Source organism: Streptomyces sp. NPDC058534 (genome assembly GCF_042717365.1).
Classification (GTDB): domain Bacteria; phylum Actinomycetota; class Actinomycetes; order Streptomycetales; family Streptomycetaceae; genus Streptomyces.
Window position 1 is genome coordinate 18336 of record NZ_JBHXNW010000085.1, and the last position, 20162, is coordinate 38497.

General features: G+C 72.8%; 18 protein-coding genes and 1 pseudogene. 11 read left to right on the forward strand and 8 right to left on the reverse strand.

Going from position 1 to position 20162, the window contains the following annotated elements:
* Positions 1 to 12: 12 nt before the first annotated feature.
* The 6 genes and pseudogenes from ACFWR9_RS35735 to ACFWR9_RS35760 form a co-directional block, all read right to left on the reverse strand.
* Entirely contained in the window at positions 13 to 1428 is a 1416-nt protein-coding gene (locus tag ACFWR9_RS35735) for an SLC13 family permease (protein ID WP_383849845.1), read from the reverse strand.
* 57 nt (positions 1429 to 1485) lie between these two features.
* Positions 1486 to 2151 (reverse strand): response regulator transcription factor, encoded by a 666-nt coding sequence (locus ACFWR9_RS35740; protein ID WP_376356605.1) that lies wholly within the window; start codon positions 2149 to 2151, stop codon positions 1486 to 1488.
* Between the two features lie 38 nt (positions 2152 to 2189).
* A complete protein-coding gene (locus ACFWR9_RS35745; protein WP_383849849.1) occupies positions 2190 to 3662 on the reverse strand; it encodes an ATP-binding protein in 1473 nt (490 codons plus the stop codon).
* Entirely contained in the window at positions 3601 to 3897 is a 297-nt protein-coding gene (locus ACFWR9_RS35750; protein WP_383849880.1) for a small secreted hydrophilic protein, read from the reverse strand. The genes ACFWR9_RS35745 and ACFWR9_RS35750 overlap by 62 nt, the downstream gene beginning before the upstream one ends.
* A 78-nt stretch (positions 3898 to 3975) precedes the next feature.
* Positions 3976 to 4257, reverse strand: a complete 282-nt coding sequence (locus ACFWR9_RS35755) for an Lrp/AsnC family transcriptional regulator (protein WP_383849852.1) — start codon at positions 4255 to 4257, stop codon at positions 3976 to 3978.
* 267 nt (positions 4258 to 4524) lie between these two features.
* A pseudogene (locus ACFWR9_RS35760) lies at positions 4525 to 5237 on the reverse strand (rhomboid family intramembrane serine protease); the annotation flags it as partial.
* A gap of 156 nt (positions 5238 to 5393) precedes the next feature.
* On the opposite strand from ACFWR9_RS35760, the gene ACFWR9_RS35765 reads away from it, so the two are divergent.
* The 5 genes from ACFWR9_RS35765 (at position 5394) to ACFWR9_RS35785 (ending at position 10839) form a co-directional block, all read left to right on the forward strand.
* Entirely contained in the window at positions 5394 to 5633 is a 240-nt protein-coding gene (locus ACFWR9_RS35765; RefSeq protein WP_064727475.1) for a hypothetical protein, read from the forward strand.
* 63 nt (positions 5634 to 5696) lie between these two features.
* Complete coding sequence (locus ACFWR9_RS35770) at positions 5697 to 7040, forward strand: NYN domain-containing protein (protein ID WP_383849855.1); 1344 nt, start codon at positions 5697 to 5699, stop codon at positions 7038 to 7040.
* 243 nt (positions 7041 to 7283) lie between these two features.
* A complete protein-coding gene (locus ACFWR9_RS35775; RefSeq protein ID WP_383849883.1) occupies positions 7284 to 8324 on the forward strand; it encodes an NlpC/P60 family protein in 1041 nt (346 codons plus the stop codon).
* A gap of 215 nt (positions 8325 to 8539) precedes the next feature.
* The gene (locus ACFWR9_RS35780; RefSeq protein WP_383849858.1) at positions 8540 to 9574 is read left to right on the forward strand and encodes an NlpC/P60 family protein; all 1035 of its coding nucleotides are present in this window, start codon (positions 8540 to 8542) and stop codon (positions 9572 to 9574) included.
* Positions 9575 to 9645: 71 nt separating this feature from the next.
* Positions 9646 to 10839 (forward strand): hypothetical protein, encoded by a 1194-nt coding sequence (locus ACFWR9_RS35785; RefSeq protein WP_383849861.1) that lies wholly within the window; start codon positions 9646 to 9648, stop codon positions 10837 to 10839.
* A gap of 88 nt (positions 10840 to 10927) precedes the next feature.
* Here the strand turns inward: ACFWR9_RS35785 and ACFWR9_RS35790 are convergent, their stop codons facing one another.
* Complete coding sequence (locus ACFWR9_RS35790) at positions 10928 to 12178, reverse strand: glycosyltransferase 87 family protein (RefSeq protein ID WP_383849886.1); 1251 nt, start codon at positions 12176 to 12178, stop codon at positions 10928 to 10930.
* A gap of 122 nt (positions 12179 to 12300) precedes the next feature.
* Here ACFWR9_RS35790 and ACFWR9_RS35795 point away from each other — a divergent pair, with 122 nt between their 5' ends.
* Complete coding sequence (locus ACFWR9_RS35795) at positions 12301 to 13443, forward strand: glycosyltransferase family 4 protein (RefSeq protein WP_383849863.1); 1143 nt, start codon at positions 12301 to 12303, stop codon at positions 13441 to 13443.
* 146 nt (positions 13444 to 13589) lie between these two features.
* Here ACFWR9_RS35795 and ACFWR9_RS35800 read toward each other — a convergent pair whose 3' ends face one another.
* A complete protein-coding gene (locus tag ACFWR9_RS35800; protein ID WP_383849865.1) occupies positions 13590 to 15386 on the reverse strand; it encodes an AMP-dependent synthetase/ligase in 1797 nt (598 codons plus the stop codon).
* 293 nt (positions 15387 to 15679) lie between these two features.
* On the opposite strand from ACFWR9_RS35800, the gene ACFWR9_RS35805 reads away from it, so the two are divergent.
* From ACFWR9_RS35805 to ACFWR9_RS35825, 5 genes are all read left to right on the forward strand, one after another.
* A complete protein-coding gene (locus ACFWR9_RS35805) occupies positions 15680 to 16477 on the forward strand; it encodes a metallophosphoesterase (RefSeq protein ID WP_307011456.1) in 798 nt (265 codons plus the stop codon).
* A 147-nt stretch (positions 16478 to 16624) separates the two neighbouring features.
* A complete protein-coding gene (locus ACFWR9_RS35810) occupies positions 16625 to 17065 on the forward strand; it encodes an SRPBCC family protein (protein WP_383849868.1) in 441 nt (146 codons plus the stop codon).
* A gap of 146 nt (positions 17066 to 17211) precedes the next feature.
* Positions 17212 to 18384: an ArsA family ATPase gene (locus tag ACFWR9_RS35815; protein ID WP_383849871.1), complete on the forward strand. Its 1173-nt coding sequence runs from the start codon at positions 17212 to 17214 to the stop codon at positions 18382 to 18384.
* Between the two features lie 66 nt (positions 18385 to 18450).
* Positions 18451 to 18987, forward strand: coding sequence for a DUF5304 domain-containing protein (locus tag ACFWR9_RS35820; RefSeq protein WP_383849874.1), 537 nt, complete (start codon positions 18451 to 18453; stop codon positions 18985 to 18987).
* A gap of 54 nt (positions 18988 to 19041) precedes the next feature.
* Entirely contained in the window at positions 19042 to 19995 is a 954-nt protein-coding gene (locus tag ACFWR9_RS35825) for an ROK family glucokinase (protein ID WP_383849875.1), read from the forward strand.
* Positions 19996 to 20162 lie beyond the last annotated feature (167 nt).

Sequence of the window (20162 nt, forward strand, 5' to 3'; positions counted from 1 at the left end):
TGGCGGACTCCTTCATCGGGTGACGGGCACGCCGAGCAGCGGCCAGACGGCGGCGGCGAAGAACAGCACGAGGAGGGCGGTCAGCGGGGCCAGGACGGCGGACAGCCGCAGCAGGTCGCGCGGGGTGTAGGTGGGGGTGCCGGGGATGTCGGAGAAGAGCGTGACCGGCTTGGCGGAGGCCGGCAGCGTGTGGCAGAAGCCGGCCGCGGCGGTGGACGCGAGGGCCGCGGCGACCGGGTTGACCCCCGCGCCGACGGCCGCGGCGATCACCAGCGGGACCAGTACGGAGGAGCGGGCCGAGCGGGACTGGAGGACCAGGTGGGCCGCCGTGCTCACCGCGACCACGACCCCGAGGAAGACGGCCGGCGCCACGTGTGCGGGCAGCCCCGACACCAGCCACTTCGCCGCCCCGGAGTCCGCGAGCGCCACGCCCATCGCCATGGTCGCCGCCATGAACAGCAGCAGCGACCAGGGCACCGTCTTCAGCGCGTCCTTGAGCCGTACGGTGCCCAGCGCGGGGGAGGAGGCGACGACCGCCCCGATCAGCGCCACCACCGCGGGCGACACGTGGTGCAGGGGCTCGCTGCACCACAGCGCCACCACCGTGGCCAGCAGCAGCGCGCAGCGCTTCTCCGCCTGCGTCCAGGGGCCGGTGACCGGGCTCTCGCTGTGCCGCTGTATCTCCTCGGCGGTGATGTGGACCGGGCCCGCGCGGTCCGCGCGGCGCGTGGTGGTAAGCAGGACGGTCTCGGCGGCCAGATGGGAGGACGCCACGGCCAGCGGCAGCCCCAGCAGCAGCCATTGCGTGAACCCGATCCGGTCCCCGGTCGCCTCCCACAGCACCGACACGGTGATCAGGTGCGCGCCCGCGCCGATCAGGGTGGCCACCGCCGACAGCAGGATCACCGTCGGGAACAGCAGCGCCAGCATCACGACCAGCCGCTTCCGGTCCGCGAGGGCCTTGGCGAGCGCCAGGAACACCGGCAGCGCGAGCGCCGCCCGGCCCGACGTGGCCGGCACCGCGAACGCCGTCACGACCAGCGCGGCCGTCGTCAGGTGCACCAACTGCCGCACGGTGCGCGCCCCGCCGACCAGGAACGCCGCCGCCCGCCCGGCCAGCCCGGTCCGCGCCACCGCGGCCGCCAGCACGAAGGCGCAGATCAGCAGCCACACCGTGGCGTCCCCGAGGGTGCCGAAGAGGGTGTCGCTGCTGATCACTCCGGTCGCGGTCAGCGCGAGCCCGGCGCCCAGCGCGATGTACGTGTCGTCGATCGGCGTGCCGATCCAGGCGCAGGTCGCGAGCGCGAACACGGCCAGGGTGAGCCGCGCGTCGCCGCCCAGGGCGGGGAAGCCCGCGGGGACCGCCAGCAGCGCGCACAGGGACAGCGCCACGCACAGGGCCGCCGCGAGGCGGAGGTTCAACGTCACGTCATCGAGGGTTCACGGGGGCGGTGAGCCCTCAATGAGCGTCACATGAAGGAAACTTCACCAGGCCGGCAGCCGGTACCCCATCCCGCGCACGGTCTCCACCTGCTGCGCCCCGAGCTTCTTGCGCAGCGCCCGCACGTATACGTCCACGATGTTGGAGCCCGGGTCGAAGTCGTAGCCCCACACGTGCGACAGGATCTGCTCGCGGGAGAGTACCTGCCCCGGATGGCGCAGGAACAGCTCCAGGAGCACGAACTCACGGGCCGTCAGGTCCACCGTCCGCCCCTGGGCGCGGGCCCGGCGGGTGCGCAGGTCCAGGCTGAGCGCTCCCGACTTCAGCACCGTCACCTCCGGCGCCCGGGCCGCCGTACGCAGCCGCAGCCGCACCCGGGCGAGCAGTTCCTCGAAGCGGAACGGTTTGGTCATCCAGTCGTCGGCGCCGCCCTCCAGCCCGGCCACCGTGTCCCGGACCGAGTCCCGGGCGGTCAGCACGATCACCGGGGTCGTCACCCGGGCCTCGCGCAGCTCGCGCAGGACCGTGAAGCCGTCCCGGCCGGGCAGCCCGATGTCCAGCACGACCAGGTCGAAGCCGCCGGTGAGGGCGTACTCGTAGGCGGCCTCGCCGTCGCCGACGGCGGTGGTGGTGAAGCCGTTGGCGCGCAGGCCCTTCTCGACGAAGGAGGCGATGCGCTCCTCGTCCTCGACGATGAGGATGCGGTTCATGGGCGTGCCTCTTCCGGAGTCGGTCCAGTGTCAGTACGTCAGTCCAGTGTCAGTACGAAGGTGGCGCCGCCGCCCTCGGTGGCGCGCAGGTCGACCCGGCCGCCGTGGCCCTCGGCGATCGCCCGGACGATCGACAGCCCGAGCCCGGCGCCCGTGCCGCGCACCCCGCGCCGGGCCGTGCCGCGCCGGAACCGCTCGAAGATCACCTCGGCGTCCTGCGCCTGGACCCCCGGTCCCGAGTCGGCGACGTACAGCTCGACGCGGGTGCCGTCGGCGCGGGAGCCGATGCGGATGGTCTGGCCGGTGGTGGTGTGCTGCACCGCGTTCTGCGCGAGCTGCACCATGGCCTGCGTGATCCGCTGGGGGTCGAGCCCGGCCTCCCGGTCGGCGACCTCGGCCAGCACCCACTCCCGCTCGCCGAGGGTGCGGGCCTTGACGTAGACGTCGGCGGTGAGTTCGGCGAGCTGCACCGGTCCGGGGGTGACGAAGTCGGGGCGTTCGGCCTTGGCGAGCAGCAGGAGGTCCTCGACGATGCGGCTCATCCGGTCCAGTTCGTCGGTGACGAGCCGGACGGTCTCCTCGCGCTCGGCGGGCTCGTCGCCCATCAGTTCCAGGTGGCCGCGCACGATGGTGATCGGGGTGCGCAGTTCGTGCCCTGCGTCGTCGACGAACCTGCGCTGGGTGGCGAAGGCGCGCTCCAGCCGGTCCAGCATGGCGTTGAAGGTCTCGGCCAGGGCGGCCACGTCGTCGTGTCCGTGCACCGGGATACGCCGGGTCAGATCCTGCTCGGTGAGCTGCGCGGCCGTGGTGCGCACCAGCCGCACCGGTTTGAGGATGCGGCCGGCCACCACCCAGGCGATGCCCGTCGTCATCAGCAGGGCGACGCCGGAGATGGCGAGCAGGACGCGGAACACCTCGTCCGCGCGGGCCTGTTCGCGCCCCGGGTGGAAGGCGACCACGAAGGCGGCCGCCGGTTCGCCGCCGTAGCGGGCCACGGTGACCTTGGCCCAGCGGATCTCGCCCTCGGGCCGCTCCAGGGTGCCGGTGGAGTCGGGCGAGGCGTAGATGCGCCGCCGGGCGTCGACGTCCTCGTGCAGGGGGCGGTCGACCGGGATCTCGCGCTGCTGGATGATCTGGGTGGGCCTGCTGCCCACCTCGCCCACCAGGCCGACCAGTTCCTCGTCCAGGTCGGCGTACTGCCGCTCCAGGAAGACCCGCAGCAGCCGGCCCGGGTCGGTGAAGGGGCGTCCGGTCTCCGGGTCGAACCCCTGCTCCTCGAAGTTGGCGAACTCGCCGGCCTCCTGCGCGAGCAGGCCGTTGATCCGCTGGTCGGTGTCGCGCAGCAGGATCGAGCGAGTGGTCGCCGCCACCGAGGCGAGCGCGACCGCCATCACGAGCAGCAGCCAGAGCAGGATGCGGACCCGGGCGGAGACCCGTCGGCGTTCACGGTCAGCCGTCGGCTCCGTCGTCCCCGGCTCCGTCGTCGTGTTCCCGGCCTCGGTCGTCGTCATCGTCGTCATCCGAAGGGCCGTCGGTCACCGGCGGCCGGGTCACCACCTGGTCGCTGGGCGTGGGCTCGGGCGAGGAGGAGGCCGGTGCCGGGCTGGGGGAGCCGCTCTCCAGCTCCACCTTGGCCGGGACCCTGGGCTCCTGCGGACTGTCGGTGAGGGCGAAACTGGTCGCGGCGATACCGAGTGGGATCAGGACGACGGCGGCGAGTGCCGCCATCCGGCGGGAGAAGACCATGCGTCTGATGCTGCGCGCGGTACCCGGTGGTTCCGATGAGTCCTGCATGAAGAACTCCTCATCCGGGCTTCGGGGCGCTCAGCTGTCGAGACCGATGGCGAACGCCGCCTCCAGGTCGTGCTGCGAGTACGTCCGGAACGCGACGTGGGTGTCGGTGCCCTCCACGCCCTGGATCTTGCTGATCCGGCCCGGGATGACGTCGGCCAGGTCCTCGTGCCGGCTCACCCGCACCATGGCGATCAGGTCGTAGGTGCCGGTGACGGAGAAGACCTCGCTGACGCTCTCCAGCGCGGCGATCTGCTCCGCGATCTCGGGAATCCGGTCCACGCTGGTCTTGATGAGCACGATCGCGCTGATCACGGCTGGTTCTCTCCCTCGGGGGCCGCCACTGGAACGCTCTTCACTCTAGGGCCTGTCCGGCGGACCATGCCGCGGACGCGGGGGCTGGCACGCACATCTGCGGCGTTGTCGTCACTCGCCGACTCCCCCACGCTCGGCTTCGCTCGCGCGGGGGGACCCCCATCGCGTCGACTCCCTCCTCCGCCTTGCAGCTGCACGCACCAGCCCCCGCTCACCGGCGCGGAACAGGTGCCGCCGCTTTCCCGCGGCCTGCTCCGCCGGACAGGCCCTAGTCGTACGCCCGAACCGCACCCACGCGAAGGCGAAGCCCAGGCCGAAGCCCACCAGGTGGGCGAGGTACGCCACCCCCGGGCCTTCGCCCGCCCGGCCCGCCGCCAGCCACTGGAGGACCGCCCAGAAGGGGAGCACCAGCCAGGCCGGGAAGCGCAGCGGCAGGAAGAGGAGGAAGGGGAGAAGGCTGGTCACCCGCGCCCGGGGGAAGAGAAACAGGAACGCGCCGAGGATCGCGGAGATCGCCCCCGAGGCGCCGACCAGGGACTGCTGGGAGTGGGCGTTCGCGCCCGCGTAGCCGAGCAGCGCCAGGGAGCCGCAGCCGAGGTAGAACAGGGCGAACTGGAACCGGCCCATGCGCTCCTCGGTCATCGCGCCGAAGACGTACAGGAAGAGCATGTTGCCCAGCAGATGCACCCAGCCGCCGTGGACGAACAGCGCCGTGGCGGGGGTGAGCGCGGAACCGAGGGAGCCCTCGAACAGTTCTGCGGGGATCACGCCCCAGCGCCGGAAGTACACGCGCTGCCCGGCCAGCAGTTCCTCCCCGGTGCCGTACACCGGATTCAGGCCCGCGGCCGGGCTGACCAGGAACAGCACGCAGCACAGCGTGATCAGCGTGTACGTCACCGGCGCCGCGCGGCCCCGTGGCGTACGGGCCGTGCGGAGCGTTCGAGCCGTCCCGAGGGCCCCCTGCCCCAGTTACCGATCATGGACACAGAGCATGACGTAACGGGCCGCAACCGCCCATACCGCCTCGCCGCCGTGGACACGCGGGCGTCGGGTACCCGCCAGGCCGTAGGGTTACGAGCCACACGCACCGGGGGAGCCCGGGCGTCACCGACACTGGAAGAGAGCGAACAGCCACGATGACGGTTCCCCTGCCGACGGACACGACACGGTGGCGCTGCACCCTCTGCGGCAATCTGACCCGTTTCGACGTGACCCGGGCCTCGAAGGTCGTCGAGTACGTCCACCTGGACCTGGCCGGCGAGCCGAAGGTCGAGGAGCGCGAGGTGCTCAGCGAGACCGTCGAGTCGGTGCGGTGCCGCTGGTGCAACGCCGTGGACCAGGTGGAACTCGTGGACAGGCCGGGTGCCGCCTCCTGAGCGGAGCGGTTCCCGTACGAGGCGGTCCCCGGCCGGGACCGCCCTGAGACATGGGGATGACGGATGGTGGAGACACACGACGGGGGGCCGGGCGACGGCGCCGCTGAGGTGCTCGACCGCCCGCTGCCCGACGGCGTGCGCCGCAGAGTCGTGCAGATCGTGTCCGACGGCTTCGGCGGACTCACCCTCGCCGAGCTGCCCGCGCAGCTGAGGCAGTACGCCAGGTTCGCCCCCAACCGCAGGGCCAAGTTCGCCGGCAACGCCATGGCCGCCGCCGTGGAGAGCGACCCGCTGTTCCGCCAGCGCATCGGCGAGAAGTTCCGCGACGCCCAGCCGGAACTGGCCGGCATCCTGGACGCCGGCTCCCCGCCGCCCGCCGCCGACCCGCTCGACGTGGCCGCCGCGGCCTACGTGCTGCGCCCGCACGGCTGGGTGAAGCTGGTGACCGCCGCCGGCGAGGAGGCGCAGCGCGCGGACGCCGAGCGCGCCGACGAGGAGAGCCGCGCCGAGCTGGAGCGGCTGCACGAGGAACTGGTCCGGGCCCGGGAGCACACCCGGACGGAGACCGAGCGGCTGCGCGCCGAGCTGGAGTCGGCGAAGAAGGAGACCGAGGCGCTGCACCGCAAGCTGCGCTCGGCCCTCAGCGACGTCAAGCGCGGCCAGGCTGCGCTGCGCAAGATCCAGGCCGAGATGGACACCGTCCGCACCGAGGGCCATACCCAGGTGTCCGCCGCCGAGAGCGAGTCCCGGCGGCTCAAGACCCGCCTCGGCGAGGCGGAGGCGGCCCTGGAGGCCACCCGCAAGGCCGCCCGCGAGGGGCGCAGCGTCGAGGACATGCGCGTACGGCTGCTCCTGGACACCCTCCTTGACGCCACCCAGGGGCTGCGCAGGGAGCTGGCGCTGCCTCCGGTGTCCGTGCGGCCCGCCGAGACCGTGGACGCGGTCGAGCCCGGCCGGATGACGCCGAAGGACATCGCCGCGCGCGCCCTGTCCGAGAACGACCCCGCCATCCTCGACCAGTTGCTCGCCCTGCCCCAGGCGCACCTGGTCGTCGACGGCTACAACGTCACCAAGACCGGCTATCCGCAGATGCCGCTGGAGAAGCAGCGGCTCAGGCTGCTCGGTCAGCTCTCCCAGCTCGCCGCCCAGACCGGCGCCGAGATGACCTGTGTCTTCGACGGGGCCGAACTGGCGGCGCCGGTGCTGCTCGCGCCGCCGCGCGGGGTGCGGGTGCTGTTCTCCAAGCCCGGCGTCACCGCCGACGAGCTGATCCGCCAACTGGTGCGCGCCGAGCCGCCGGGACGGCCGGTCATCGTCGTCTCGACCGACCGCGAGGTGGCCGACGGCGTGGCGCGCGCCGGCGCACGCCCGGTGGCGTCCGTGGTGCTCCTCAAGCGGCTTTCCTAGTCCGCCCCGGCGGCCCTCGTTCACTTCCGTACCAACCGCAACGTAGGCGCCCTATGCCTGAATTGACGGAACTGTCACGCAACGTAGTGTCAGGCGAACGTCACTGCAGGTGAGTTGTGACGAAGAACGCGGTCTGTAACCAGGATTTTTCGGCGGAGGATTTGAACTGATCACGAGTGGGTCACTAGGGTCAGCCCTCGAACCCTCGCACGGGTGATCCCTCTCAAGAAGGAGCTCGTCTCCGTGGCGTCCCACCGTCGTCCCAAGCAGCCGAGCCGCACGCGCGTGACCGTGCTCACCACCGCTGCCGCCGCCGCCGTCGCTCTCAGCTCTCAGGCCGCCAACGCCGCGCCGAGCGAGAAGCCGAGCAAGGACGAGGTCAAGGCCAAGGTCGACAAGCTCTACGAGGAGGCCGAGAAGGCCACCGAGAAGTACAACGGCGCCAAGGAGAAGCAGGAGAAGCTCCAGAAGGAGATCTCCACCATCCAGGACAACGTCGCCCGCGGCCAGGAGGAGCTCAACGAGCTGCGCGACGGCCTCGGTTCGATGGCCAGCGCCCAGTACCGCTCCGGCGGCATCGACCCCTCCCTCCAGCTCTTCCTGTCCGCCGACCCGGACAACTACCTGGACAAGGCCTCCACCCTCGACCAGCTCAGCGGTCAGCAGGTCGAGGCGCTGAAGAAGATCCAGGGCAAGCAGCGCGACCTCGCCCAGCAGCGCTCCGAGGCGTCCGAGAAGCTCAAGGACCTCTCCGTCACCCGCACCGAACTGGGCAACAAGAAGAAGGAAGTCCAGGGCAAGCTCTCCTCCGCGCAGAAGCTGCTCAACACGCTCACCGCGAAGGAGAAGGCCGCGCTCGCCGCCGAGGAGCAGCGCGCCACCCGCAGCAGCGAGCGCGAGGTGCTCTCCGGCAAGGGGACCCCCGCCTCCGGCCGGGCCGCCGCCGCCTTCGCCGCCGCCCAGAGCAAGATAGGCACGCCGTACGTCTACGGCGCCACCGGCCCGTCCTCCTTCGACTGCTCGGGCCTGACCTCCTGGGCCTACGCCCAGGCCGGCGTCGGCATCCCGCGCACCTCCGAGGCGCAGACCGGCGCGGGTACCCGGATCTCCTCGATGAGCCAACTCCAGGTCGGCGACCTCGTCTTCTTCTTCAACGACCTGCACCACGTCGGCCTCTACGCCGGCAACGGCCAGGTCCTGCACGCGCCGCGCACCGGCACGGTCGTGCGCTACGAGTCGATGAGCACCATCGGCGGCCCGTTCATGTTCGGCGTGCGGGTCTGACCCGGACCACACCGCGCCGCCCCTTGACCGCCCTCGCCGTGCCGCCCGTTCGGGCGAATCACGGTACGGCCTCTGGACCCCCGCCCCGCCGGTGACCTGCGTCAGCGGCGGGGCGCCGCCGTGCGCGCCGTCCGGAGGTCGTTGGCCGGTGCCCCGTCACGGGGTTACTGTCTGCCGCGTTTCCCTGTCCGCCAGCGGAAGGAGTGCGGCTTCCCGTGGGGTCCCATCGCCGCCTTGCACCGTCCGGGTTCGACCGCGGCTCCGCCGCCGCCGTCGGCCTGCTCTCCGTCGCCGCCGCAGTCCTGGGCGCCGTACCGGCCACCGCCGCGCCTGCGGCCCCGGCCGCCCCGCAGGACGACCGGCGGGCGGAGGTGGACCGCCTGCACACCGAGGCGGAGCAGGCGACCGAGGCCTACAACAAGGCCGACGCGCGCACCGACGCCCTGCGGAAGGAGGTCGGCACCGCGCAGGACTCGATCGCCCGGCAGCAGGAGCAGATCAACTCCATGCGTGACGCGCTCGGTTCGCTGGCCGGTGCCCAGTACCGCTCCGGCGGCATCGACCCGTCGCTCGCCCTGCTGCTCTCCGCGAACCCGGACGAATACCTGGACCGGGCGTCCGTCCTCGACCGGATCTCCAGCCGCCAGGCGGGCGAGCTGAGGGAACTCCAGCAGGCCATGCGCGACCTCGCCCAGGACCGCGCCGAGGCCGCCCGCAAGCTCGCCGAGCTGGAGCAGGGCCGCAAGGCCGTCGCCGCCCACAAGAAGACCGTGGAACGCAAGCTCGCCAAGGCGCGCGCGCTGCTCAACTCCCTCCCGGACGACGAACGCGCGGGCTACGAGCGCGGGTCCCGCTCCGGCCGCGAGGACCTGACCGCCCTCACCGGAGTCGGCGGCCCCGCCTCCGGCCGCGCGGGCGCCGCGTTCGCCGCCGCCCGCTCCGCCCTCGGCAAGCCGTACGTGTGGGGCGCCAACGGCCCCTCCGGCTTCGACTGCTCCGGCCTGACCCAGTGGGCGTACGCCCAGGCCGGGGTCGGCCTGCCGCGCACCTCGCAGGCGCAGTCCGGCACCGGGCAGCGGGTCTCCCTGTCCGAGGCGCGCCCCGGTGACCTCGTCGCGTACCGCGACGACGCCAGCCACATCGGCATGTACGCCGGCAACGGCCAGGTGATCCACGCGCCCCACCCCGGCGCACCGGTGCGCTACGACCCGGTCGGCATGATGCCGGTCTCCTCGATCACCCGGGTCTGACCCGCCCCGGCACCGGAGTCCGGAACGCCGCCCTGTGACCCGTACCGCCCCGCACCCGTACGATCGGGAAGGTGGCTGGTCGATGGCGGGTGCCGGGTTCCTCGGTGGTGGCGCTGTGCCTGCTGCTGGTCGCCCTCGTGGCCTGCGGCGGCAGGGTCACCGCCGACCCGGTGCGGGCCGAGGTGCAGAAGGTGCTGGACCGGCGCGCGGCGGCCGTCCTCGGCCACGACCGGGCCGCCTACGCCCGCACGGGCACCGGGACCGGCTTCGGCGATCTGAGCGCGATCCCGCTGGCCGACTGGTCGTACCGGGTGACCGACGTGGACCGCAGCGGTGACACCGCCACCGCCGAGGCCGAGCTGCGCTACCGCGTCGACGGCTACGACCGGGGGGCCGTCACCGCGGCCCGCACCGTCGCGCTGAGCCGGGACGGCTCGGCCGGGGAGTGGTCCGTCGACTCCGACCGGCCCGCGAAGGAGTCCGGCCAGCAGCCCTGGGACCAGGGCACGGTCCGGGTCGTGCGCGGGACGCACAGCCTGGTGCTCGGCGTCGGGCAGTCCACCGAAGTCCTGCGCGGCTTCGCCGGCCTCGCCGACCGGTCGGTGCCCGCCGTCTCCGACGCCTGGGACGGCGACTGGGCCCGCCGGGTCGTCGTGCTCGTCCCGCGGTCGGTGGAGGGCATGGCGGGCCTGCTGGGCTCGCCCGCCTCCTCCTACCGGGGCATCGCCGCGGTCACCACCGGGGAGACGGGCGGCCGGGAGCACGCCCCGGCGGACCGGATCATCGTCAATCCTGACGCGTACGGGCTGCTCGGCAGCCTCGGCAAGCAGGTCGTGCTCACCCACGAGACCACCCACGTCGCCACCCGCGCCGCCACCACCGCGGCCACCCCGCTGTGGTTGTCCGAGGGCTACGCCGACTGGGTCGGCTACCGCGGCAGCGACCGCGACCCCGACGAGGCCGCTCCCGAGCTGGGCGGCGAGGTGTCCGACGGCCGGGTGCCCGCGGCACTGCCGACGGACGAGGACTTCGGCTTCACCGCCGACGCGGACGAACTGGCCCGCGCCTACGAGGGCGGCTGGCTGGCCTGCCGCATGATCGCCGAGCAGTGGGGCGAGGACCGGCTGGACGCGTTCTACCGCGCCGTGGGCACGCACGACGAGCGCGCGGGCGCGGTGGCGGCGGCGATGGACGAGGTGCTCGGGACGACGCCCGAGGACTTCACGGCGCGATGGCGGGAGTATCTGCGGGGCGAGCTGGGCTGAGCCGTGCTGCTCTCGGGCCGGGGGACGGTCGCTCGTGGCAACGGTGGGTGTGATCGGGGGCTGGGGGCGGGGGCGAGGCCCGGGGGTTTCACGGCGCGATGGCGGGAGTGTCTTCGCGGCGAGCAGGTCTGAGCCGTCCCGACCTCTCCCCCGGCCCCGCGGGCCCGCGCCGCCGCGTGCCGCGCCACAAGGCACGGGCCGCGACCAGGGTGGCGGCCACCAGCAGACCGTTGCGGACGGCCAGGAGCGCGATGCCGAGCGGAGTGCTCGCCACGACATCGGCGAACAGCACCGGGAACTCCAGCACCGTCACCAGGGCCGCCGCCAGCACCAGCGCGACCGGCACCCGCATCCGGCTCGCCCGGAAGCACCGGCAGACCGCCGCGAGGCCGACCAGCCACACCAGGTACTGCGGACTGATCACCCGGCTCGTCACCGTGAACACCAGCACCGCCACGAAGGCCGCGTCCGCCGCCGTGTGCGCCGCGAACCGGGCCGCCCTCAGCCGCCACAGCAACAGCCAGCCGAGGCCGAGCGCGCTCAGCGCCAGGGCGACCGTGCTCACCGCGCCCACGTACGGGCCGAGGAACTCCACCGAGCCGTAGTTCAGCAGCACCTCGCCCTGCCAGCCGAAGTGCCGGGCGACGTGGAACACCAGCGACCCCAGTGATTCCACCTCGGTGCCCCGCTCGCGCTGGAACGTCAGGAACGCGAACGCCCCCGGCATCGTCACGGCGAACAGTGCGGCCAGCCCGGCCCCGCTCATCGCCGCGGCGACCCACGGCGAGCGCCCGCGCATCCCGAGCAGCACCAGCGCCGGCCACACCTTCAGCAGCGCCCCGAGCGCCGCCAGGGCCCCCGCCACGCGCGGATGCCGCCCCGCGGCGAGCAGCGCGGCCACCGCGACGGCGGTGACCATCACGTCGTAGCGGGCGTACACCGTAGGGCCCAGCAGCGGCACGCCCACCACCCACACCCAGGCCCCGCGCGGCGACCGCCCGGGTCCCCGGCCCGCCCGCCACAGCAGGGCCAGGACGGCCAGGTCCGCGGCACAGGCCAGGACGAAGAAGGCCGTCGCGTACTCCAGGAAGGGCAGCAGCCCGGGGGAGAGGACCGCGAAGGCCGCCGCGGGCGGGTACTGCCAGGTGACGTCGTCCAGCGGAAACGTTCCGGTGCGCAGGATCTCGTACCAGTCCCGGTAGATGACGGACACGTCGCTGGTGACGTCCGGACCGGGGAAGACCAGCACCTTCAGCACGAACAGCAGCAGCAACATCCGCGTGGCGCCCCAGACCGTCAGCGGCCACCACGGTGACCGCACCGCGTCCCTCGTCTTCACGTGCTCCCTGCCCGTCCGCTCCTGTCCTGCCGGTGCGGCCATGATGACCCGGACACCTGTGTGTCTGCCACAGGACGCGACCGGGCCCCGGCCCGCACGGAGGGTTCGGTAGGGTCGGCGGCGTGCGCAAGACCTTGATCGTGACGAACGACTTCCCGCCCCGCCCGGGCGGCATCCAGGCCTTCCTGCACAACATGGCGCTACGGCTGGACCCCGAGCGGCTGGTCGTCTACGCCTCCACGTGGAAACGGAGCCGGGAGGGCGTCGAGGCCACCGCCGCCTTCGACGCCGAGCAGCCCTTCACCGTGGTACGCGACCGTACGACGATGCTGCTGCCGACGCCGGGCGCGACCCGGCGAGCGGTCGGACTGCTGCGCGAGCACGGCTGCACCTCGGTGTGGTTCGGCGCGGCGGCACCCCTCGGCCTGATGGCACCGGCGCTGCGCAGGGCGGGCGCCGAGCGCCTCGTCGCCACCACCCACGGCCACGAGGCGGGCTGGGCCCAGCTGCCCGCCGCCCGTCAGCTGCTGCGCCGTATCGGGGACTCCACGGACACGATCACCTACCTGGGCGAGTACACGCGCTCACGCATAGCGGGCGCGCTCACCCCGGCGGCCGCCGCACGGATGACACAGCTGCCGCCCGGCGTCGACGAGAAGACCTTCCACCCGGGCAGCGGCGGCGACGAGGTCCGCGCCCGCCTCGGGCTGACCGAGCGCCCCGTAGTGGTCTGCGTCTCACGGCTTGTCCCGCGCAAGGGCCAGGACACCCTGATCCGGGCCATGCCGCGCATCCTCGCCGCCGAGCCGGACACCGTCCTGCTGATCGTCGGCGGCGGCCCCTACGAGAAGGACCTGCGCCGCCTCGCCGAGGACACCGGCGTCGCCGCCTCCGTCCACTTCACCGGCGCCGTGCCCTGGTCCGAACTCCCCGCGCACTACGGAGCCGGCGACGTCTTCGCCATGCCCTGCCGCACCCGCCGTGGCGGCCTCGACGTGGAGGGCCTCGGCATCGTCTACCTGGAAGCCTCCGCGACCGGCCTCCCGGTCATCGCCGGCGACTCCGGCGGCGCCCCGGACGCGGTCCTCGACGGCGAGACGGGCTGGGTGGTGCGCGGCGACTCCCAGCACGACACGGCCGACCGCATCGTCACCCTCCTGTCCGACGCCGAGCTGCGCCACCGCATGGGGGAACGGGGCCGAGCCTGGGTCGAGGAAAAGTGGCGCTGGGACCTGCTGGCGGAACACCTGAAGGCGCTGCTGTAGCGGGGGCACCTTTGGCAGCAGGGGGAGCTGGAGGTGCCTGGGGGCGCGGGGCTGTGACATTGTGCGGCTCCGCCGCGTGGGCGCGACAAGCCACGACGGACGGAAACGCCGCCGACGAACCGTACCCGGCACCCCCTTAGGCGCCCCTACTTGGCGTAAATCGCCTCGATCTCCCCCGCATAATCCTTGGCGACAACATTCCGCTTCAGCTTCAACGACGGAGTCAAGTGCCCCGACTCCTCCGTGAACTGAGCCCCCAGCACCCGAAACTTCCGCACCGACTCCGCCTTGGAAACCGCCGAGTTCCCGTCATCGATCGCCGACTGAATCTCCGCAAGCAGCTCCGCATCGTCCCGCAGCGACGCCGCCGTAGACCCGGCAGGCTTGCCATGCTCCGCGCACCACCGCCCGAGGAACTCGTCGTCGAGGGTGACCAGCGCGCCCACGAAGGGCCGCCCGTCGCCGACCACCATGCACTCCGCGACCAGCGCGTGCGCGCGGATGCGGTCCTCGATCACGGCCGGGGCGACGTTCTTTCCGCCGGCGGTGACGATGATCTCCTTCTTGCGGCCGGTGATCCGCAGATACCCGTCCTCGTCGAGGGTGCCGATGTCACCGGTGTGGAACCAGCCGTCGGCCAGCGCCTCGGCGGTCGCGCCCGGGTTGTTCCAGTACTCCTTGAACAGGTGCTCGCCGTGCAGCAGCACCTCCCCGTCGTCCGCGATGCGCACCACGGAGCCGGGCAGCGGCTGACCGACCGTGCCGATCTTCTGCCGGTCCCAGGGGTTGAAGGCGGTGGCCGCGCAGGACTCGGTCAGGCCGTAGCCCTCCAGGACCGTGAAGCCGATGCCGCGGAAGAAGTGGCCGAGCCGCTCGCCGAGCGGGGCGCCGCCGGAGATGGCGTACTCGCCGCGTCCGCCGAGGACCGTGCGCAGCTTGCTGTAGACGAGCCGGTCGAAGACCTTGTGCTTGATCCTCAGGCCGACGGACGGACCCGACGGCGAGTCCAGTGCCCTGCTGTACGCGATGGCGGTGTCCGCCGCCTTGTCGAAGATCTTGCCCTTGCCGTCGGCCTGCGCCTTGGCGCGCGCCGAGTTGTAGACCTTCTCGAAGACCCGCGGCACACCGAGGATCAGCGTCGGCCGGAAGGCGGCCAGCTCGTCCGTGAGGTTCTTGATGTCGGGGACGCAGCCCAGCTTGATCGGCGCGATCATCGGCGCGACCTGCACAAGACGCCCGAAGACATGCGCGAGAGGAAGGAAGAGGAGGACGGAACACTCACCGGTGCGGAACAGCGGACGCAGACGCTCCACCACGTTCCCGCACTCGGCGAAGAAGCTGCGGTGGGTGAGGACGCAGCCCTTGGGGCGGCCGGTGGTGCCGGAGGTGTAGACGATGGTCGCGGGGTCGTCGGCCTTCGCGATCGAGCCGCGCTCCTCGACGGCGCGGTCGGTGACGTCCTGGCCGAGGCGTCCCAGTTCGTCCACGCCGCCGGCGTCGATCTGCCAGACGTTCTTGAGGGCGGGCAGCGCCTCGCGCACCGACTCGACGACGGCGGCGTGCCCGGCCGACTCCACGACGCAGGCGGTGGCCCCCGAGTCGCTGAGGATCCACTGCACCTGCTCCGGCGAGCTGGTCTCGTACACCGGCACGGTGATCGCGCCCGCGCTCCAGATGGCGAAGTCCAGCAGCGTCCACTCGTAGCGGGTACGGGACATCAGGCCGACCCGGTCGCCGGGCTGGACGCCGGACGCGATCAGCCCCTTGGCGGCGGAGTGCACCTCGGAGAGGAAGTCGCGGGCGGTCACGTCCTGCCAGGCGCCTCCCGTCTTGCGGGAGATGACGGCGACGTCGGGATGCTGCGCGGCGTTTCTGCGGACGATGTCGGTCAGGTTTCCGTCCGCGGGGACCTCGTACAAGGCCGGAAGGCTGAACTCGCGCAAGACTGCTGCTCCTCATAGGGCGCCGGCGCCACGACACTGTGTGATGCGACGGTGCGGTCCAAGGCTCGGGCTGGTGCTCGGGAGGTGGTTGAAATCCTGAGCACGACTGGACTGCCCGGACGTTACCCGCCGGTATGCGTTCTCCGACAGGGGGTCCCCGCGAGATGTTCGCCGCGTCACACGGATGGGGTTTCCTTCGCGCACAGTAGTCGACGGATCAACCGACCAGCCAGTAACCGCAGGTCCGACCGCCACTGTTCACACGAGGCGCGCGCTGCTTACGCTTGATCGCCATGGCACCCACACCGGCCCGTAACACGAGCACGCGCGTCCACGTGGTCAGCGACGTGCACGGCAACGCACGCGACCTGGCCAGGGCCGGCGAGGGCGCCGACGCCCTGATCTGTCTCGGCGACCTGGTCCTCTTCCTCGACTACGCCGACCACTCGCGCGGCATCTTCCCCGAACTGTTCGGCGTCGCGAACGCCGACCGCATCGTCGAGCTGCGCACCGCCCGCCGCTTCGCCGAGGCACGGGAGTTCGGGGCGGGGCTGTGGGCGGGCGTCGGCGAAGACCGGTCGAAGCTGATCGAGGGAGCCGTGCGCAAGCAGTACGCCGAGCTGTTCGCCGCCTTCCCCACTCCGACGTACGCCACCTACGGCAACGTCGACGTGCCGCCGCTGTGGCCCGAGTACGCCCGCCCCGGCACGACCGTGCTCGACGGGGAGCGGGTGGAGATCGGCGGCCGGGTCTTCGGCTTCGTGGGCGGCGGCCTGCGCAGCCCGATGCGCACGCCGTACGAGATCAGCGACGAGGAGTACGCCGCGAAGATCGAGGCCGTCGGCGAGGTGGACGTGCTGTGCACCCACATCCCGCCGCAGGTGCCGGACCTGGTCTACGACACGGTGGCGCGGCGCTTCGAGCGGGGCAGCCGGGCGCTGCTGGACGCGATCCGGCGGACCCGGCCGCGGTACGCGCTGTTCGGGCACGTGCACCAGCCGCTGGCCCGCCGGATGCGCATCGGCGCGACCGAGTGCGTGAACGTCGGCCACTTCGCGTCGACCGGGCGGCCGTGGGTGCTGGAGTGGTGATTTTTCCGACCGGTGCCGCACAGGCAGGTGGTGACAGTCGCGGCGCCCGTGCGCGATAGCCTTCACGCGGCACACTCGTGCGCGCCACGGGCGCACGAGAAAGCACGACGACACTTGTACCGGCCCGCATCCGGAGGAGCCACGGCGATGGCGGAACACACCAGCTCGAGCATCACCATCGAGGCGGCACCCGCCGACGTCATGTCGGTGATCGCGGACTTCGCCCGCTACCCGGACTGGACCGGCGAGGTGAAGGAGGCCGAGGTCCTCGCCAGCGACGCCCAGGGGCGCGCCGAACAGGTCCGGCTCGTCATGGACGCCGGTGCGATCAAGGACGACCAGACGCTGGCCTACACCTGGACCGGCGAGCACGAGGTGTCCTGGACGCTGGTGAAGTCGCAGATGCTGCGCTCCCTCGACGGCTCCTACCTGCTCCGCCCGGCGGGCACGGGCACGGAGGTCACCTACCGTCTCACCGTCGACGTCAAGATCCCCATGCTCGGCATGATCAAGCGCAAGGCCGAGAAGGTCATCACCGACCGCGCGCTGGCGGGCCTGAAGAAGCGAGTGGAAACGCCCCGGGCGTAACTGCGGGCAGTCGTGCCGCTGGGGCGGCGCCCGTCCCAAAGAGAGCGGCACCCCGTCCACGCGGGGCTGCGCACCCACCCCCGGGGCCCACACCCATGCCGGGCGCGAACCAACCGAGGGGCCCCGCGAAGGTACCGTTCAGCCTCATGCGCACCATCCTGATCACAGGCCCCGGCGGCAGCGGCCGTACCACCGTCGCAGCCGCCACCGCGCTCGCCGCCGCCCGGCAGGGCACCCGCACCCTGCTGCTCGGCACCGACCGCGACGACACCCTCGGCGCCGCGCTCGGGGTGCGCACCGGCCCGGCGCCGACGTCCGTCGAACCCCACCTCACCGCCTGGCGGCCGGACGCCGCCCAGGGGTTCCGGGACGGCCTCGCCGCGCTCCAGGACCGCGCCTCCGCCGCCCTCGACCTCCTCGGCGCCGCCCGCGTCGACCCCGAGGAACTCACCCCGCTCCCCGGCGCCGACGAACTCGCCCTGCTGCGCGCCCTGCGCGACGCCGCCCTCGCCGAGCAGCACGACCTCCTCGTCGTCGACCTCCCGCCCGCCCCGCGCGCCCTCGCCCTGCTCGCCGCCCCCGAGGAGCTGCGCCGCTGCCTGCGCCGGCTGCTGCCGCCCGAGCGGCAGGCGGCCCGCGCCCTGCGCCCCGTCCTCGGCAGGCTCGCGGGCGTCCCCATGCCCGCCGAGGCGCTGTACGAGGCCGCGGCCCGCTGGGACCTGGAACTCGCCGCCGCCGAAGCCGTCGTCGCCGACCGGAACACCGTCGTACGGCTGGTCGCCGAACCCGGCCCGGCGGGCGCCGACGCCATCCGCGCCACCGTCCTCGGCCTTGCCCTGCGCGGCCTGCGCACCGACCTGCTGGTCGCCAACCGCGTCCTGCCCGAGGAGATCCCGGCGGACAGCTGGCTCACCGGCCCCCTCGCCCAGCAGCGCAAGACTCTGGAGGAGTGGCGGGACACGTACGACGTCCGCGCCCTCGCCCACCTCGGTCGCGATCCGCGCGGCACCGACGACCTCGCCGCGCTCGGTGCGCCGGGCGTCGACCCGGCCGCCGCCCCGGTCGAGTGGCCCGTCACCGACCGGCTGGCCGAGGACGGCGTCCTGGTCTGGCGCATCCCGCTGCCCGGTGCCGTACGCGAGGAACTCGACCTGGTCCGCCGCGGGGACGAACTGGTCGTCGCCGCCGGGCCGTTCCGCCGGATCGTTCCGCTGCCGTCCGCGCTGCGCCGCTGCACCGTCGACGGGGCCGCGCTGCGGGAGGGCACGCTCGCCGTCCGGTTCGCGCCGGACCCGCAGCTGTGGCCGCGGGGGCGCTGATCCCGCCACAGGGCCCGAGTCCGTTCGGGTAACGTCGTAAGGACGAAACGTAGTCAGGAGTCCGTCATGAGCGAACAGCTCCCCCCGTCCGAGGCCCCCCGCCCCGACGAGGCCGACGGGGTCGACGCAACGCGACCGAGCGACGCCGACGCCTGGGCGACGGCGTGCGCCGAGGACCTGGAGTCGGAGAAGGCCCGCCGCCGTGCCGAGTACGGGACACCGCCCGGCTCGGCCGCCGAGGAGCTGCGCCGGCTCGTCGACACCGTGGCGGACAAGCTGTCCGGCCTCCAGTCCCCGCTGCTCGGCCAGGTCGCCGGACCCGCAGCCCAGCAGGTGTTCCGGCAGGTCGTCCAGCAGGCCAAGGCCGCCGTCGAACCGGTCATCGAGCGCAACCCGGACGTCTTCGACCACCTCGCGGCCGCCGGCGGCGAACTCCTCGCCGCCTACCGCTCCGCCGTCCAGGACCAGGAACGCCGCTGGACCACCGGCGACACCGCCGCCAAGGACCCGCGCGACCCCCGCGACCAGGCCGAACGCCGGGACGGCGACGGCGACGACGGCGACGAGGGCACCGGCCCGGGCCAGCGCATCGACCTGGACTGAGCCCCGCCTCGGGTACGGTTGCCCTTAGCGGGGCTCGACCGAACTGAGGGATTCATGGGACTCACCATCGGCGTCGACATCGGCGGCACGAAGATCGCGGCCGGCGTGGTCGACGAGGAAGGCAACATCCTCTCGACCCACAAGGTGCCGACCCCCACCACACCCGAGGCCATCGTGGACGCCATCGCCTCCGCGGTGGAGGGCGCACGCGTGGGGCACGAGATCGTCGGAGTGGGCATCGGCGCCGCCGGATACGTCAACCGCCAGCGCTCCACGGTCTACTTCGCGCCCAACATCGACTGGCGCCAGGAACCGCTCAAGGAGAAGGTCGAGGCCCGCGTCGGCCTCCCGGTCGTCGTGGAGAACGACGCCAACGCGGCCGCCTGGGGCGAGTACAAGTTCGGTGGTGGCAAGGGCCACCGCAACGTCATCTGCATCACCCTCGGCACCGGCCTCGGCGGCGGCATCATCATCGGCAACAAGCTGCGCCGCGGTCACTTCGGTGTGGCCGCCGAGTTCGGCCACATCCGCATGGTGCCGGACGGACTGCTCTGCGGCTGCGGCTCACAGGGCTGCTGGGAGCAGTACGCGTCGGGACGGGCCCTGGTGAGGTACGCCAAGCAGCGCGCCAACGCCACCCCCGAGCGCGCCGAGGTGCTGCTCGCGCTCGGCGACGGCACCCCCGAGGGTATCGAGGGCAAGCACATCTCCGTGGCCGCCCGCCAGGGCTGCCCGGTCGCCGTCGACTCCTACCGGGAGCTGGCCCGCTGGGCCGGCGCCGGCCTCGCCGACCTGGCCTCCCTCTTCGACCCGTCCGCCTTCATCGTCGGCGGCGGCCTCTCCGACGAGGGCGACCTGGTCCTCGACCCGATCCGCAAGTCCTACAAGCGGTGGCTGGTCGGCGGCAACTGGCGCCCGGTCGCCGACGTGGTCGCCGCCCAGCTCGGCAACAAGGCGGGCCTGGTAGGCGCAGCCGACCTGGCAAGGGAACCCGACCCGATCATGTAAGTGACGCTCAGTGCGTGCTCCAGGGGCGCGGGGCGGAGTCGAGTTTGGGGGCCGCCCCCCCGGCGCGGCCCCCCACAAACAAACGGGCCTGGCCCCCCAAACCCCCGCCCCCCGCCGGCCGGCGCCCCAACAGCGGGCCCCGGAAATTGACCCAAGGCAACACACCC

Coding starts and splice junctions, on each gene's coding strand:
- ACFWR9_RS35810 (WP_383849868.1), top strand. CDS start 16,625: ATGGCGGAACACACCAGCTCGAGCATCACCATCGAGGCGGCACCCGCC.
- ACFWR9_RS35770 (WP_383849855.1), top strand. CDS start 5,697: ATGGTGGAGACACACGACGGGGGGCCGGGCGACGGCGCCGCTGAGGTG.
- ACFWR9_RS35765 (WP_064727475.1), top strand. CDS start 5,394: ATGACGGTTCCCCTGCCGACGGACACGACACGGTGGCGCTGCACCCTC.
- ACFWR9_RS35805 (WP_307011456.1), top strand. CDS start 15,680: ATGGCACCCACACCGGCCCGTAACACGAGCACGCGCGTCCACGTGGTC.
- ACFWR9_RS35815 (WP_383849871.1), top strand. CDS start 17,212: ATGCGCACCATCCTGATCACAGGCCCCGGCGGCAGCGGCCGTACCACC.
- ACFWR9_RS35820 (WP_383849874.1), top strand. CDS start 18,451: ATGAGCGAACAGCTCCCCCCGTCCGAGGCCCCCCGCCCCGACGAGGCC.
- ACFWR9_RS35745 (WP_383849849.1), bottom strand. CDS start 3,662: ATGACGACGACCGAGGCCGGGAACACGACGACGGAGCCGGGGACGACG.
- ACFWR9_RS35750 (WP_383849880.1), bottom strand. CDS start 3,897: ATGGTCTTCTCCCGCCGGATGGCGGCACTCGCCGCCGTCGTCCTGATC.
- ACFWR9_RS35825 (WP_383849875.1), top strand. CDS start 19,042: ATGGGACTCACCATCGGCGTCGACATCGGCGGCACGAAGATCGCGGCC.
- ACFWR9_RS35740 (WP_376356605.1), bottom strand. CDS start 2,151: ATGAACCGCATCCTCATCGTCGAGGACGAGGAGCGCATCGCCTCCTTC.